This window comes from Nucisporomicrobium flavum, assembly GCF_016464385.1.
GTDB lineage: Bacteria > Actinomycetota > Actinomycetes > Mycobacteriales > Micromonosporaceae > Actinoplanes > Actinoplanes flavus_A.
The window spans coordinates 304,850-318,888 of record NZ_JADMLH010000007.1; the positions used below are offsets into that span (position 1 = coordinate 304,850).

The window sequence follows — 14,039 nt, forward strand, 5'->3', positions numbered from 1 at the left end:
CGCCGCGGCCCGGCCCGGGGAACCCCCACTCGCTTCCGCGGCGGGGGGGGGGGGGGCCCCCCCCCCCCCCCCGCCGCAGGAGCCTGCTACAGGTATTGACCGGTGTTGCTGGCCGTCTCGATGGAGCGGCCGGCCTCGGCGCCCTTGCCACCGGAGACGAGCGTACGGATGTAGACGATCCGCTCGCCCTTCTTGCCGGAGATGCGGGCCCAGTCGTCGGGGTTGGTGGTGTTGGGCAGGTCCTCGTTCTCGCGGAACTCGTCGACACAGCTGTCGAGCAGGTGCTGCAGGCGCAGCCCCTTCTTGCCGGAGGTGAGGAACTCCTTGATGGCCATCTTCTTGCCCCGGTCGACGATGTTCTGGATCATCGCGCCCGAGTTGAAGTCCTTGAAGTACAGGACTTCCTTGTCGCCGTTGGCGTAGGTGACCTCGAGGAAGCGGTTCTCCTCGGTCTCCGTGTACATCCGGAGCACGACCGCCTCGATCATGGCGGCCACCGTCACGTCGGCGTCGCCGCCGTGCTCGGCCAGGTCGTCCGCGCTGAGCGGCAGGCCGGGGAGGATGTACTTGGCGAAGATGTCCTTCGCCGCCTCCGCGTCCGGGCGCTCGATCTTGATCTTCACGTCGAGGCGTCCGGGCCGCAGGATGGCCGGGTCGATCATGTCTTCCCGGTTGGAGGCGCCGATAACGATGACGTTCTCCAGGCCCTCGACGCCGTCGATCTCGCTGAGCAGCTGCGGGACGATGGTGTTCTCGACGTCGGAGGAGACGCCGGAGCCACGGGTACGGAAGATCGAGTCCATCTCGTCGAAGAACACGATGACCGGCGTGCCTTCGCCGGCCTTCTCCCGCGCCCGCTGGAAGACCAGGCGGATGTGCCGCTCGGTCTCACCCACGTACTTGTTGAGCAGCTCGGGACCCTTGATGTTGAGGAAGTAGCTGGTGTGCTTCTCCTCGCCGCGACGCTCGGCGATCTTCTTCGCCAGCGAGTTGGCGACCGCCTTGGCGATCAGGGTCTTGCCGCAGCCGGGCGGGCCGTAGAGCAGGATGCCCTTCGGCGGGCGCAGCTGGTGCTCCCGGAACAGGTCGGCGTGCAGGAACGGCAGTTCCACCGCGTCGCGGATCTGCTCGATCTGCGAGTGCAGACCGCCGATGTCGGAGTAGTCGACGTCGGGCACTTCCTCCAGAACGAGCTCCTCGACCTCGCTCTTCGGGATGCGCTCGTACGCGTACGCCGAGCGCGGCTCGATCATCAGCGAGTCGCCGGCCCGCAGCGCGGACACCTGCAGCGACTCGGCGAGGTGGACGATGCGTTCCTCGTCGGCGTGCGAGACGACCAGGGCACGGTCGCCCGGGGCGCCGCCGGGACCGGCGAGGACCTCCTTGAGCAGGACGACCTCACCGACCCGCTCGTAGCCGAACGCGTCGACCACGTTGAGCGCGTCGTTGAGCAGGACCTCCTGTCCCCGCTTGAGCTCCTCGACCTCGAGGCTCGGGGACACGGCGACACGGAGCTTGCGGCCACCGGTGAAGACATCGACGGTGCCGTCCTCATGGGCGGCCAGGAATACGCCGTAGCCGCTGGGCGGCTGGGCGAGGCGGTCAATCTCTTCCTTGAGAGTGACGATCTGAGCCCGGGCTTCCTTGAGGGTCGCCACGAGCCGGTCGTTGTTCTCGGTCAGCCGGGCGAGCTGCGCCTGCGTTGCCGCGAGCCGCTCCTCGAGCTGCCGGACGTGTCGGGGGCTTTCGGTCAACTTGCGCCGAACCAGAGCGAGTTCCTCCTGCAGGAACGCAACCTGGCTGGAGAGATCGTTGGCCTCTTTCTCCCAACGTGCGGCGCGGTGATCCGCCTCGTCGCTGCGTGCCACGTCCCACCTCCCCGGGGGCTCGAACGTTCTGAGACAACACTAACCGCTGCGGACCGGATTTCGACCCATGCAACACCCTCGTCACTGAACCTTGATCGATTGGGTCAGGTGGGCGCGCCGGGTGGTCAGGGGGTTCGGGTACCGTCGGACTGGGTTATTTCTCAGGAGGTGGACGGTGTCCGTGGAGACCGGGACTGACGAACTTCAGGTCTGGGTGGATCAGGATCTGTGCACCGGTGACGGGCTCTGTGTGCAGTACGCGCCGGAGGTCTTCGAGTTCGACATCGACGGGCTGGCGTACGTCAAGGACAGCACCGGTGAGCTGCTGCAGAGCCCCGGAGTGCGCACCGGGGTGCCGGAGCGGCTGCGGCTGGAAGTGATCGACGCGGCGAAGGAGTGCCCGGGCGACTGCATCCACGTGGTGCGCCGTTCCGACGACGTCGAAGTCGCCGGCCCGGATGCCGACTGATCGGTTTCGGTAGGGGCCCCTGGGGCCCTCCCGGCCCGCCCGCTGTGACAGCGGGAATGTCACAGTGTCGGACGGCCGACCAAAGATGCGACTATTCGGGAAAATTCTTCCAACCGGGCGATTTGCCCCGGCCCGCCGTCGTCCAGCGTCTTGCCGAAGCGCAGCGCGTCGTGGCGCAGCGCGGCCCGGCCCTCCTCCTCGGCCATGCCGGGCGGCGGCACCGCGTCGTCGACCGAGCTCAGCAGCAGGTAGACGTCGATGCTGTCGACCCTGGCCTGGCCGTTGGAGGTACGCGTCAGCCGGCGCCGGCACCCGACCTCGGTGACCGTGGACAGCGGCACCACCCGCAACGACGAGGTCATCGACCCGACCGGGCCGTCGCCGGGAGCCACGTCCTCGCCGTGCCACAGCACCAGCCGGCTGCCGTCACAGATGACGACCTCCTGCCACACGCCGTTGACCTCGTTGACGAAGCGCTCCAGCGTGAAACACAGCACCGACGCGCCCCGCAGCACGCCGAAGAGGGCGTCCAGCGCCACCTCCGGGTCGCGCAGGTAGGCCCGGGCGGCCGAGTCGAGGTCCTCGTACGGCGACCAGTCCGGGAAGACCGCCGGCATCTCATTGCTGCCCCCGAACGGCGGAGAACTCATCGCGCCCACCCGTTCCCTCCCAAGCCCCATAAATCCGCGACGGAAACTACCGGATCCGCGACGGGCCGTCACACCCCGGGATCGTCGGTCGTCTCCGCCCGTTCAGCGGCGAGAGCAGCCTGGGCGGCCCTGCGCAGCGCGTACGCCTCAGCGCCCTTGCTGGGTTTGCGCCGGCGCGGCGGCGCGGTGACGCCGGGTGCGAGCTTACGGGCCGACACCAGGAACGCGGTGTGCGCGATCATCCGGTGGTCCGGGCGCACCGCGAGCCCCTCGGCGTGCCAGTCGCGGACCAGCGACTCCCACGCCCGCGGCTCGGTCCACCCGCCGCGCTCGCGCAACGCCTCCACCAGCTCGGACAGCTGGGGCGTCGTGGCCACGTACCCGATGAAGACGCCGCCGGGCACGAGCGCCTTCTCGACCATGCCGAGGGCCTCCCAGGGGGTCAGCATGTCGAGGATGATGCGGTCGAAGCCGGTCCCGGTGGCGTCGGCCACGTCACCGTGGTGCAGGTGCCAGGCCGGGTGCGGGCCGCCGAAGAACGACTCGACGTTCTTGCGGGCGATCGCGGCGAAGTCCTCGCGCAGCTCGTACGAATGCAACTCACCGCTGCCACCGACGGCCCGCAGCAGCGAACAGGTGAGCGCACCGGAGCCGACACCGGCCTCCAGGACCTTCGCACCGGGGAAGATGTCGCCCATGGCGACGATCTGCGCCGCGTCCTTCGGGTAGATGACCTGCGCGCCGCGCGGCATCGACAGCACGTAGTCCGACAGCAGCGGGCGCAGCGCGAGGTACGCCGTGCCGCCGCTGGACGTGACGACGCTGCCGTCGGGCAGCCCGATCAGCGCGTCGTGCTCCAGCGCGCCGCGGTGGGTGTGGAACGCCTTCCCGGGCTCCAGCACGATCGTGTGCATGCGGTTCTTGGGATCGGTGAGCTGCACCCGGTCGCCCGCACGGAACGGTCCCCGGTGCGCGGGCACGGGGTCGGCGGCCACGGTGGTCTCTTGAACGGTCACGGATCCCTCTCTCGTCTGCGGTGCGACGCTCTCACTTCGCCGCGGCGCGGCGGGCCACGCGACGCGGCTCCAGCAGCTCGGCCAGATCCGCGACGTGCAGCACGCCGACGACATCCTCGCCTGCGGTCACCACGTACTGCGCACCCGGGTGGGCCTGCACGGCTCGGACCACCTGCTCGCCGGTGAGACCGACGCGCATCGCCGGCAGCCGCGCCAGGTCGCGCGACACGGAGTCGACGGAGACCCACGGCCGCCGCCCGGCCGGCACTGCCGCCGCCGCGGCGGCATCCACCAGCGCGACCACGCGGCCACTGGAGTCGGCCACGGCCAGGCCCTTACGCTCCAGCTCCGACGCATCGGCGCGGCGCTGTGCCTCCGCGATCGACGTTCCCGACGGTACGGCGAACAGCGGCCGCGCGAGCGTCGCCAGGTCGACCAGGGGGAACCGCCGCGTCATCCGCGCGAGCCGGATCGACTGCCCGGCGCCCTGCCACAGCGTGAAGACCACCAACAGGATGAACATCAGGCCGAACAGCGTCAGCAGGTTCAGCCGGTACAGGGTGAAGGCCACGCATCCGGTCACCAGCGCGATGCCGCGGCCGGCCCACCCCGCGACCACGGTGGCCCGGTTTCGGTCCTTCAGCAGCGCCCACACGCCCGCGCGCAACGCCCGCCCGCCGTCGAGCGGCAGGCCGGGCAGCACGTTGAAAACGGCCACGATGACGTTGCTCGCGGCCAGCTGGAAGGCGATCTGGCCGGCAACCGTACGGTCGGGCAGGGCGAACGCGGCGGCGGTGGCGACCCCGCCCAGGACGAGGGACACGGCCGGGCCGGCCAGCGAGACCAGCGCGTCGACACGCGGGCTCGGGGCGTCCCGGTCCATCTCCGTCCAGCCGCCGAGCAGCTCCAGGGTGATACCGCGCACACCGATCCCGTACCGGCGGGCGGTGACGGCGTGGCCCAGCTCGTGCAGCAGCACCGAACCCATCAGGCACACCACGAAACCCAGGCCCACCACGTACGCGAACGGGGCGGCCAGGCCGAGCTCGTTCTCCGCGTACCCGCCGTAGACGACCGTGACCAGCACGGCGAGCAGGAGCATCGACGCGTTGACGTAGATCGGCACGCCGAGGACACGCCCCACCACCCGCCCACCGCGCCGGGCCGGACGGGTCTGCCGCGTGCTCTCCTCCACGGCACCGATGCTACGGACCGAGCCTGAGAGCCCCCTGCCGCGCCGGTTTTCGTCGTACCCCTCCCCTAGCCTTACCCGCATGACGGCAGAAACGGTCCTTGCCCCCACCGGCGCCACAACCACAGGCGCCGACCGGGAGCGCCACCCCGGCCCGTCGCTGTCGCCGTCGCGGGCGGCCGACTTCAAGACGTGCCCTTTGCTGTTCCGCTTCCGCACGATCGACCGCCTGCCCGAGCAACCCACCCGCGACCAGCTGCGCGGCACGCTCGTGCACGCGGTCCTCGAGCGCCTGTTCGACCTGCCGGCCGAGGAGCGCACGCCGGAGGCGGCGGCGGGGCTGGTGGCTCCGCAGTGGGAGCGGCTGGTGGAGCAGGAGCCGGAGGTGGCCCGGCTGTTCGAGGCGCCGGTGGACGTCGCGGCACCGGTCGCGGTCGAGGATCACCCGATCGCGGCACCGCCCTCCCCCGCTGCTCCCGCGACCGCGCTGCCCGGCGCGGCACTGCCGGGCGCGGCACTGCCCGGCGCGGCTCTGCCGGGGGCGGCTGCGCCGGGGGCGGCTGCGCCGGGGGTGGAGGCTCTGCCCGGGATGCCGGAGGGGCGGCCGGCCGACGAGCTGGCCCGGCTCGAGGCGTTCCTGGCGAGCGCGGGCGAGCTGCTCGACGGCTACTTCGCCGTCGAGGACCCACGCCGCCTGCAGCCCGCCGAGCGCGAGGCGCTGGTCTCCACGCTCGTCGACGACGACCTGCTGATCCGCGGCTACATCGACCGCCTCGACGTCTCCCCGGCCGGCGACCTGCGCGTGGTCGACTACAAGACCGGCGGGGCGCCCCGCGAGGCCTTCGAGGGCCGGGCGCTGTTCCAGCTGAAGTTCTACGCGCTGGTGCTCTGGCGCACCCGCGGTGTCGTGCCCCGCGTGCTCCGCCTGCTGTATCTCAAGGACGCCGAGATCTGCGACTACAGCCCGGACGCCGAGGAGCTGGAACGCTTCGAACGCACCCTGGTCGCCCTGTCCCAGGCGATCGAGCGCGCCAAGCAGGACCGCGACTTCCGCCCCAAACCGAGCCGCCTGTGCGGCTGGTGCAGCCACCAACAGTTCTGCCCCGAGTTCGGCGGCACCCCGCCGCCTTACCCGGAGCCGGCGCCCCCGGCGGAACAGCCGGCGCCGATCGCCGGCCCACCGGCATCCCAATCCACCGCCGGCGGCACGTTTCCCTCCGACAACGGGGTCGTGCTGCAACGGCCGTCCTGACGTCGCCTCGGCACCTCCTCCCGTGAGACGGGCACGGCGGCCCGGCGTGCCGATCGCTTAGGGTGAGCGCCGAGGCCGGACACGGGGTGGGGAGGCGAGCGGTGCCGCACGGCAACGGATCTGACGTCGGTTCCGCCCCGGCATCCGACGCCCGCCGCACCGACCCCCTCCACGCCGACCCTCGCCACGCGGACCACCCGGCCGACCCTCGCCACGCGGACCACCCGGCCGACCCGGACCATCCGGCCGACCCCCGGCACGCGGACCACCCGGCCGACTCCCGCCACCCGGCCGACGCCCGCCACCCGGACGCCCGCCACCCGGACGCCCGCTACGCCGGTCCGCGCCAGGCCGATCCCGGCCACGCCGCCCCCAGTCAAACGGCGAGCACCCGCCCGGCGAGCGGCGGTCGCGTCGGCAACGTCCCCGATAACGCCGGCCGGGCGGGTGGCGCGCGTACCGTGCGGGTCCTGCTCGCCGATGAGCAGCCGATGTTGCGGGCCGGGCTGCGGATGGCGCTGGCCGGGGCCGACGGGTTCGCCGTGGTCGGGGAGGCCGGGGACGGCGCCGAGGCTGTCGACCTCGCGCGCCGGCTGCTGCCCGATGTCGTGGTCATGGACCTTCGGCTGCCGCGCCTCGACGGGCTGGCCGCCGCCCGGCGGATCACCGGGTCGGGGCTGCCCGTCCGGGTGCTGGTGCTGACCGCGTACGACGCCGACGAGCAGGTGCTGAGCGCCGTGGCGGCCGGGGCTTCCGGATATCTGTGCAAGGACGCCGGGGCCGAGGAGCTCGTCGCGGCCATCCGTACGGTGGCCGCCGGGGGTGCGGTCGTCGCGCCGAAGATCCTCGACCGGTTGCTGGTGCGGCTGGCCGAGCTGCTGCCCGCCGCGGAGGCAACCGCCGCGGCGCCGGCGCTGGACGCCCTCACCGAGCGGGAGCGGGAAGTGCTCGTGCACGTCGCCCGGGGACACTCCAATGCCGAGATCGCCCGGGCGTTGACGGTCAGCGAGACCACCGTGAAGACCCACGTCGGGCATGTGCTCACGAAGCTGCGGCTGCGCGACCGGGTGCAGGCGGTCGTTCTCGCGTACGAAACGGGTCTGGTCCGCCCCGGCAGCTGACCCGGAGCCGGGAACGGGTCGGGGTCAACCCTGAGGTCACGTAGGTGACGTCCCCGGGCCGGATCTCCGCGTCACGCTCCGCCGTCAGGCGGACGCCGGGCCCGCCGCGCGCCGGAAGACTGAGCGGGCCGGCCGGGCGTGCTGCCCGGCCGGACCATTCCGGGCAGGCGGCTTCCCCGCCTGCCGGGGCAGACCCAGCGGGCGCAGCGCCATCTCAGCCATCCGGCGCGTCCCGCATCGCGTACGAGACTCAGGGGGCGACAGTGACTGCGACGAATGCCGGTGAACCGGTGGCCGCACGGGCCGACGAGGTCTGGAAGGTCTACGGCTCGGGCGAGGCGCGCGTCGTCGCTCTGCGTGGCGTGAGCGCCGAGTTCCGGCGGGGCCGGTTCACCGCCATCATGGGCCCGTCGGGCAGCGGCAAGTCGACGCTCATGCACTGCCTGGCCGGCCTGGACACCGTGGACCGCGGCACCGTGCACGTGGGCGACACCGAGCTGAGCAAGCTCGGCGACAAGGCGCTGACCCGGCTGCGCCGCAACCGGGTCGGGTTCATCTTCCAGCAGTTCAACCTGCTGCCGACGCTGAGCGCGCAGGAGAACATCCGGCTGCCGCTGGACATCGCCGGGCGCAAACCGGACCCGCAGTGGTGGGACATCGTGATCGACACCGTCGGGCTGCGGGACCGGCTGAGCCACCGGCCCAGCCAGCTGTCCGGCGGCCAGCAGCAGCGGGTGGCCTGCGCGCGGGCGCTGGTCGGCCGGCCTGACGTGATCTTCGCCGACGAGCCCACCGGCAACCTGGACTCGCGCTCCGGCGCCGAGGTGCTGTCGTTCCTGCGGGCCAGCGTGCGCGAGCACCACCAGACGATCATCATGGTCACGCACGACCCGGTGGCCGCGAGCTACGCCGACCGGGTCATCTTCCTCGCCGACGGGCAGATCGTCCACGAGCTGGCCGCGCCGACCGCCGAGACCGTGCTCGACACGATGAAGCGGCTGGACACGCACGCCGAGCCGGTGATGCTCTGATGCTGCGCGCCACCCTGAAGAGCCTGCTGGCGCGCAAGCTGCGGCTGATCCTTTCCGGGCTCGCCGTCGTGCTCGGCGTCATGTTCGTGGCGGGCGCGTTCGTGGTCACCGACACGCTGAGCCGCTCGTTCGACGCGGTGTTCGCCAGCGCCTACTCCACCACCGACGTCTCGGTGCAGGCCCAGCCCAAGATCGCGATGTCGGAGATGGACGGTGAACAGGTCGACCCCCCGGTGCCCGCCGGCACGGTGGACACGATCAAAAAAGTTCCGGGGGTACGGAAGGCAGCCGGGCTGGTCGATGCCGACGGCGCCCGCGTGATCGGCAGCGACGGCAAGGTCCTGACGTCCATGGGGCCGCCGCGGCTGGGCATGTCATGGACCGGCGAGGACGAGCTCGTACGGCTCCGCGAGGGCCGTGGACCGTCCGCCCCCGACGAGATCGCGGTGAACGCCGCCGTCGCGAAGGCCGGCGGCCTGAAGGTCGGCGACAAGGTCGGCGTGCTGACCCTGCAGCCGAAGAAGCAGTTCACCCTCGTCGGCGTGTACGGCTACAGCGGCGACCGGGACAGCCTCGGCGGCTCGCAGGTGGTCGCGTTCACCGAGCCGGTCGCCCAGAAGCTGATGCTCGGCAAGACCGGCGTTTACAGCTCCGTGCGCGTACGGGCCGCCGCCGACGTGACTCCGGAGGTGCTGCGGGACCGCATCGCCGCCGCGCTCGGGTCCGCGTACGTCGTCAAGACCGGCGACCAGCTCGCCCAGGACACCGCCGCCGACCTGCAGGAAGGGCTGAGCTTCTTCAACCGGATCCTGCTCGGCTTCGCCGGCGTGGCGCTGTTCGTCGGCATCTTCCTGATCCTCAACACCTTCTCGATCATCGTGGCGCAGCGCACCCGCGAACTCGCCCTGCTGCGGGCGATGGGCGCGAGCCGCCGCCAGGTGATCACCTCCGTCCTGGTCGAGGCGATCGCGATCGGCCTGGTCGCGGCGGTGCTCGGGCTGGCCGCCGGGGTCGGGGTCGGCGCGGGGCTGGCGTACCTGTTCGGCTCGTTCGCCGGCGGCGGCATGGACCTCGCGCCGGTCGGCGTGCCCCTCACGGCCGTGATCAGCTCGTTCGTGGTGGGCCTGCTGGTCACCGTGGTGGCCGCGGTGCTGCCCGCGCTGCGGGCGGCCAGGATCGCCCCGGTCGCCGCCATGCAGGAGGTCGCCACGCCCGACCGGCCGCTGACCCGGATCAGCGTGGCGGGCGGCGCGGTGACGGCCGCCGGCGCCGCCGCGCTGGGCGTCGGGTTGTTCGCCGACGCCGGCGACGCCGTGCTGTGGCTGATCCTGGGCGGCGTCCTCGTGTCGTTCATCGGGGTCGCGCTGCTGACGCCGCTGATCAGCCGGCCGGTGGTGTCGCTGCTGGGCCGGCTGTTCTCCTGGTCGCTGCCCGGCCGGCTGGGCCGGCTCAACTCGGGCCGCAACCCGCGCCGCACGGCGATCACCGCGGCCGCCCTGATGGTGGGGATCGCGCTGGTCACCGGCGTCACCGTGGTGATGGATTCGGCCAAGAGCAGCCTGCGGGCGGAGGCCACCCGGGTCCTCAAGGCCCAGATCATGATCAGCGGGGATCAGAACGGCCCCCGGCCACCGACGTACGACCCGGCCGTCGTGGGCAAGGCCGCGGCGATTCCCGGGGTACGCGCGGCAGCCGCCCTGTGGAACGACCAGGTGCTCATCGACGGCCGCCGGCAGTGGGTCAACGCCACGGACGACCTCACCGAGCTTTCCCAGACGTACGGGGGCGTCGCCGACCTGCCGGCCCTGCGAGACGACCAGATGGTGGTCAGCGCGCCGGAAGCCGCCGAGCAGGGCTGGCAGGTCGGCACGCGGGTCACCGTGCAGCCGTCGCGCGGCGAAGCCCGCGACTACACGATCGTGGCCACGTACGCGGAGGACTCCCTGCCGGGCAGCGTCCTGCTGCCGGCGGCGGCGACGAAGGACTTCAGCGTCCCGCAGCCGATGCTGGGCTTCGTGCGCCTCGCCGACGGCGTACCCGTCTCGGCGGTGCTGCCCCAGGTCAAAGCCCTGCTGGCGGACAGCCCGGAGGTGTCGGCGACCGACGCCGGCGCGTTCGTGGACCAGCAGGCGGCCTCCCTGGACACGGTCATCACCATGATCCAGATCCTGCTGGCGCTGGCCATCCTCATCGCGGTCCTGGGCGTGGTCAACACGCTCGCCCTGTCGGTGCTGGAACGCACCCGCGAACTCGGCCTGCTGCGCGCGGTGGGCCTGAGCCGGGCGCAGACCATGCGCATGGTGACGGTCGAGGCCGTGGTGATCTCGGTCTTCGGCGCACTGCTCGGGGTGACCGTGGGCGCGGGCATGGGGACCGCGGTGACCCGCGCGCTGGAGAGCGACGGGATCACGGAACTGGTCCTGCCGTGGTCACGGATGGGCACGTACCTGCTGCTGGCGGCGCTGGTGGGAGTGATCGCGGCGGTGCTGCCGGCGATCCGCGCGGCCCGGCTGAACGTGCTCGGCGCGATCGCGCACGACTGACGGGGGACGCCCCGCGCCGGTCCCACCGACCGGCGCGGGGCATACGTCGGCGTGCCCGCGCTGACCCGGGCTCTCGTCCGAGTCCCCGGCGCTGAGCCGGGCTTTTCCGTCGGTCTGCCGGAGGTGACCGGGGTCAGGCGTTGACGCGGGCCAGGAGCGCCCCCAGGTAGGCCGGGTCGACGCCGACCAGCGTCTCGCGCAGATGGACCCCGTCGACCGGGGGCAGCTCCAGCTCGGCCGGCACGGCGAGCACCGCGGCACCCGAGGCGAGCGCGCTGGCCGACCCCGTCGGCGAGTCCTCGATCGCCACGCAGTCGGTGATCGGCACCCCGAGCAGCTCGGCGGCCGTCCGGTACGGCGCCGGGTCGGGCTTCGGGGCCGGCACCTCGTCCCCGCAGACCACCACGTCGAAGTTCTCCCGGCCCAGCGTGTCCAGCGCCACCTCGACGAGCCGGCGCGCGGTCGAGGTCACCAGCGCGGTCGGTAGCCCGGCGGCGCGGACCGCGCGCAGCAGCTCCATCGCACCGGGACGCCACACCAGCCCCTCGGCGAACAGCTCCTCGACGCGGTGCTCCAGCCAGGCGACGTCCGCGGCCTCATCCCGGTCGGGCTGGCCCAGGTCCTCGCGCAGGATCCGCATCGACGTGGCCATGCTGCTGCCGATCATCGCCAGCCGGGCGGGCTCGGAGAGCTTCCCGCCGGCGCGCGCCGCGAGCTCGTGCAGCGCGACGTCCCAGACCTTCTCGCTGTCGACCAGCGTGCCGTCCATGTCGAAGAGCACCGCAGCCGGATGTCGTGATGTCAGAACAGGCCTCCCACGCCGCTGAACCGAACCGTCCCGCCCATTCTTCCCCGGGACCGGCCCGGACGCGGCCCGGTGTGACGTCCGCTACGAGAGCTTGCAGGGGCTGAGCGACCGCCGGTACCCGTTGCTGAACGCCGCGGTGCGCTGCCGGGCGGTCCCGTGCGCGCCCTCGGCGAACCACGGCTGCCCCGGGTCGTCGCCCACCGCCTCCAGCCCCGCCGCCAGCTCGTCCAGGTCGCCGTCCGCCAGGCGCAGGCGGCCCGCCTTCTGCATGTCACCGATGTACGCCCCGGCCATGCAGTCGGCCTGCAGCTCCTGCTGGATCGTGAACTGCTTCTGGATGCCGAGGCGGCGCTGGATCGCGTGGGCATACTCGTGGCCGAGCAGGTAGAAGATGAACGCGTCGCCGATCTGACGGAACGCGGCGAACGCCCAGTTGGCGTCGTACGCGATGAAGTCCCCCGCCGAGCAGTACGCCGCGTTGTTGAGCCCGAGCGCCTGCCCGCCGCACCCGACCTGCTTCTTCGCCCCGTACGGGATCAGCTCGGCGATCGGCTGGAAGTCCAAGCCGGAGCGCTTGAACTGCTTCTGCCAGTACTCCTCGGCGATCTCGCGCGCGTCGCCCACGTCGCCCTGGAACTCCTCGACGGTGTCCGTACCGTCGATGTCCGGGTCGTCCGCCGTGTCCGCCGTCCTCGTCGCGGCCGGCTTCCGCCGGCCAGCGGGCTCGCCCTGGCCGGCGGGGGCCTGCGGCGCGGCCACGCAGCCGAGGGCGATCGCAGCCGCCACGGCGAGCGCCGGCATCACGAGACGGTTGCGGCGCGGCACCGGCATGCGGGGTCCTCCGAGGGCAGCAGTCGATTACCTCCACGATACGGACGCAAGCCAGTCACCGGATCAAGCGGTGTGGCGCTGGACACCTGTGGACAACCCGGTACGCCCCTGCGCCGGGGCGTAACTTGCGAAGGGACCCCAGGACGAGCCGCCGGCCGCCCCGGGGTGACCGACGGGTCCCGGCGGCACGAAGGGAAATCCGCATGAAGCAGGTATCACTGGCCGGCCTCGACGTGTCCCGCATCGGCCTGGGCTGCATGGGCATGTCGGCGTACTACACCGGCCGAGGCAGCGACGACGCCGAGTCCATCCGCACCATCCACCGGGCGATCGAGCTGGGCGTCACGTTCTTCGACACGGCCGAGATGTACGGCCCGTACACGAATGAGGAGCTCGTCGGCCGCGCCCTGGCCGGCCGCCGCCACCAGGTCGTCATCGCCTCCAAGTTCGGCCTGCTCTCGCACCGCGGTGGCGACGGCGGCCGCACCATCGACGGGCACCCCGACAACGCGCGCGCGGCCGTCGAGGGCTCGCTCAAGCGGCTCGGCACCGACCACATCGACCTGTACTACCAGCACCGCATGGACCCAAAGGTGCCGGTCGAGGACACCGTCGGCGCGCTGGCCGACCTGGTGCAGGCAGGGAAAATACGCCACATCGGCCTGTCCGAGGCGGCCCCGGAGACGATCCGCCGCGCCCACGCCGTGCATCCGATCACGGCGGTCCAGTCCGAGTACTCACTGTGGACCCGCGACCCCGAGACGGAGGTGCTGCCGACGCTGCGCACCCTGGGCATCGGCTTCGTGCCGTATTCGCCCCTCGGCCGCGGCTTCCTCACCGGCGCCATCCGCTCCCCCGAGGACTTCGACGCCGACGACTTCCGCCGCAACAACCCCCGCTTCCAGGGCGACAACTTCCAGCAGAACCTGCGCATCGTCGACGAGGTGCAGGCGGTGGCCGCGGAGGCCGGCGCCACGCCGGCCCAGGTCGCGCTGGCCTGGGTGCTCGCACAGGGCGACGACCTGGCACCGATCCCGGGCACCAAGCGCGTCACCCGCCTGGAGGAGAACGCCGCCGCGGACGGGGTGCGGCTGAGCGCGGAACAGCTCGCCCGGCTGAACGCCATCCGGCCGGCTGTGGGTGACCGGTACGCGAACATGAGCGAGGTGGGGCGCTGACGGCTGGGCGGTCCGCCTCAACCGGGTTGATCGGGTCGGCGCGGCGCTGGCCGGCGCGGCTCTGGCCCGCGCGGCGTCGG

Annotated in this window: 12 protein-coding genes; 6 read left to right on the forward strand and 6 right to left on the reverse strand. The window is 72.3% G+C overall.

Translation table 11 applies throughout. The annotated features are described in order from the left end of the window. Positions 1–86: 86 nt before the first annotated feature. Positions 87–1,868, reverse strand: coding sequence for a proteasome ATPase (gene arc / locus IT780_RS19415; RefSeq protein WP_199512996.1), 1,782 nt, complete (start codon positions 1,866–1,868; stop codon positions 87–89). 181 nt (positions 1,869–2,049) lie between these two features. Between arc and IT780_RS19420 the strand changes: the two genes are divergently transcribed. Next, positions 2,050–2,337 carry a ferredoxin gene (locus IT780_RS19420; protein ID WP_199512997.1) on the forward strand — a complete coding sequence of 96 codons (288 nt, stop codon included), beginning with the start codon at positions 2,050–2,052 and terminating at the stop codon, positions 2,335–2,337. Positions 2,338–2,396: 59 nt separating this feature from the next. Here the strand turns inward: IT780_RS19420 and IT780_RS19425 are convergent, their stop codons facing one another. The 3 genes from IT780_RS19425 to IT780_RS19435 all read right to left on the reverse strand — a co-directional run bounded on the left by IT780_RS19425 (position 2,397) and on the right by IT780_RS19435 (position 5,105). Beyond that, a complete protein-coding gene (locus tag IT780_RS19425) occupies positions 2,397–2,987 on the reverse strand; it encodes a hypothetical protein (RefSeq protein ID WP_199512998.1) in 591 nt (196 codons plus the stop codon). Between the two features lie 68 nt (positions 2,988–3,055). Continuing rightward, on the reverse strand, positions 3,056–4,003 hold the full coding sequence (locus IT780_RS19430; RefSeq protein ID WP_199512999.1) for a tRNA (adenine-N1)-methyltransferase: 948 nt from the start codon (positions 4,001–4,003) through the stop codon (positions 3,056–3,058). Positions 4,004–4,034: 31 nt separating this feature from the next. Continuing rightward, positions 4,035–5,105 carry a M50 family metallopeptidase gene (locus tag IT780_RS19435; RefSeq protein ID WP_233413162.1) on the reverse strand — a complete coding sequence of 357 codons (1,071 nt, stop codon included), beginning with the start codon at positions 5,103–5,105 and terminating at the stop codon, positions 4,035–4,037. A gap of 172 nt (positions 5,106–5,277) precedes the next feature. Here IT780_RS19435 and IT780_RS19440 point away from each other — a divergent pair, with 172 nt between their 5' ends. The 4 genes from IT780_RS19440 to IT780_RS19455 all read left to right on the forward strand — a co-directional run bounded on the left by IT780_RS19440 (position 5,278) and on the right by IT780_RS19455 (position 11,142). Beyond that, a complete protein-coding gene (locus IT780_RS19440; protein WP_233413085.1) occupies positions 5,278–6,447 on the forward strand; it encodes a RecB family exonuclease in 1,170 nt (389 codons plus the stop codon). Between the two features lie 461 nt (positions 6,448–6,908). Continuing rightward, positions 6,909–7,568, forward strand: a complete 660-nt coding sequence (locus tag IT780_RS19445) for a response regulator (protein ID WP_307831271.1) — start codon at positions 6,909–6,911, stop codon at positions 7,566–7,568. A 263-nt stretch (positions 7,569–7,831) separates the two neighbouring features. Continuing rightward, a complete protein-coding gene (locus IT780_RS19450) occupies positions 7,832–8,599 on the forward strand; it encodes an ABC transporter ATP-binding protein (protein ID WP_199513001.1) in 768 nt (255 codons plus the stop codon). Further along, the gene (locus IT780_RS19455; protein WP_199513002.1) at positions 8,599–11,142 is read left to right on the forward strand and encodes an ABC transporter permease; all 2,544 of its coding nucleotides are present in this window, start codon (positions 8,599–8,601) and stop codon (positions 11,140–11,142) included. The genes IT780_RS19450 and IT780_RS19455 overlap by 1 nt, the downstream gene beginning before the upstream one ends. Positions 11,143–11,275: 133 nt before the next feature. Here the strand turns inward: IT780_RS19455 and IT780_RS19460 are convergent, their stop codons facing one another. Beyond that, positions 11,276–11,923: an HAD family hydrolase gene (locus IT780_RS19460; RefSeq protein WP_199513003.1), complete on the reverse strand. Its 648-nt coding sequence runs from the start codon at positions 11,921–11,923 to the stop codon at positions 11,276–11,278. A gap of 108 nt (positions 11,924–12,031) precedes the next feature. Then, entirely contained in the window at positions 12,032–12,781 is a 750-nt protein-coding gene (locus tag IT780_RS19465; protein WP_199513004.1) for a neutral zinc metallopeptidase, read from the reverse strand. A 203-nt stretch (positions 12,782–12,984) separates the two neighbouring features. On the opposite strand from IT780_RS19465, the gene IT780_RS19470 reads away from it, so the two are divergent. Then, positions 12,985–13,959, forward strand: a complete 975-nt coding sequence (locus IT780_RS19470; RefSeq protein ID WP_199513005.1) for an aldo/keto reductase — start codon at positions 12,985–12,987, stop codon at positions 13,957–13,959. Positions 13,960–14,039 lie beyond the last annotated feature (80 nt).

Bases quoted from the DNA above. Each gene is read 5' to 3' on its own strand.
- IT780_RS19425 (WP_199512998.1), bottom strand. From the start codon at position 2,987: ATGAGTTCTCCGCCGTTCGGGGGCAGCAATGAGATGCCGGCGGTCTTC.
- IT780_RS19435 (WP_233413162.1), bottom strand. From the start codon at position 5,105: ATGCTCCTGCTCGCCGTGCTGGTCACGGTCGTCTACGGCGGGTACGCG.
- IT780_RS19440 (WP_233413085.1), top strand. From the start codon at position 5,278: ATGACGGCAGAAACGGTCCTTGCCCCCACCGGCGCCACAACCACAGGC.
- IT780_RS19455 (WP_199513002.1), top strand. From the start codon at position 8,599: ATGCTGCGCGCCACCCTGAAGAGCCTGCTGGCGCGCAAGCTGCGGCTG.
- IT780_RS19465 (WP_199513004.1), bottom strand. From the start codon at position 12,781: ATGCCGGTGCCGCGCCGCAACCGTCTCGTGATGCCGGCGCTCGCCGTG.
- IT780_RS19470 (WP_199513005.1), top strand. From the start codon at position 12,985: ATGAAGCAGGTATCACTGGCCGGCCTCGACGTGTCCCGCATCGGCCTG.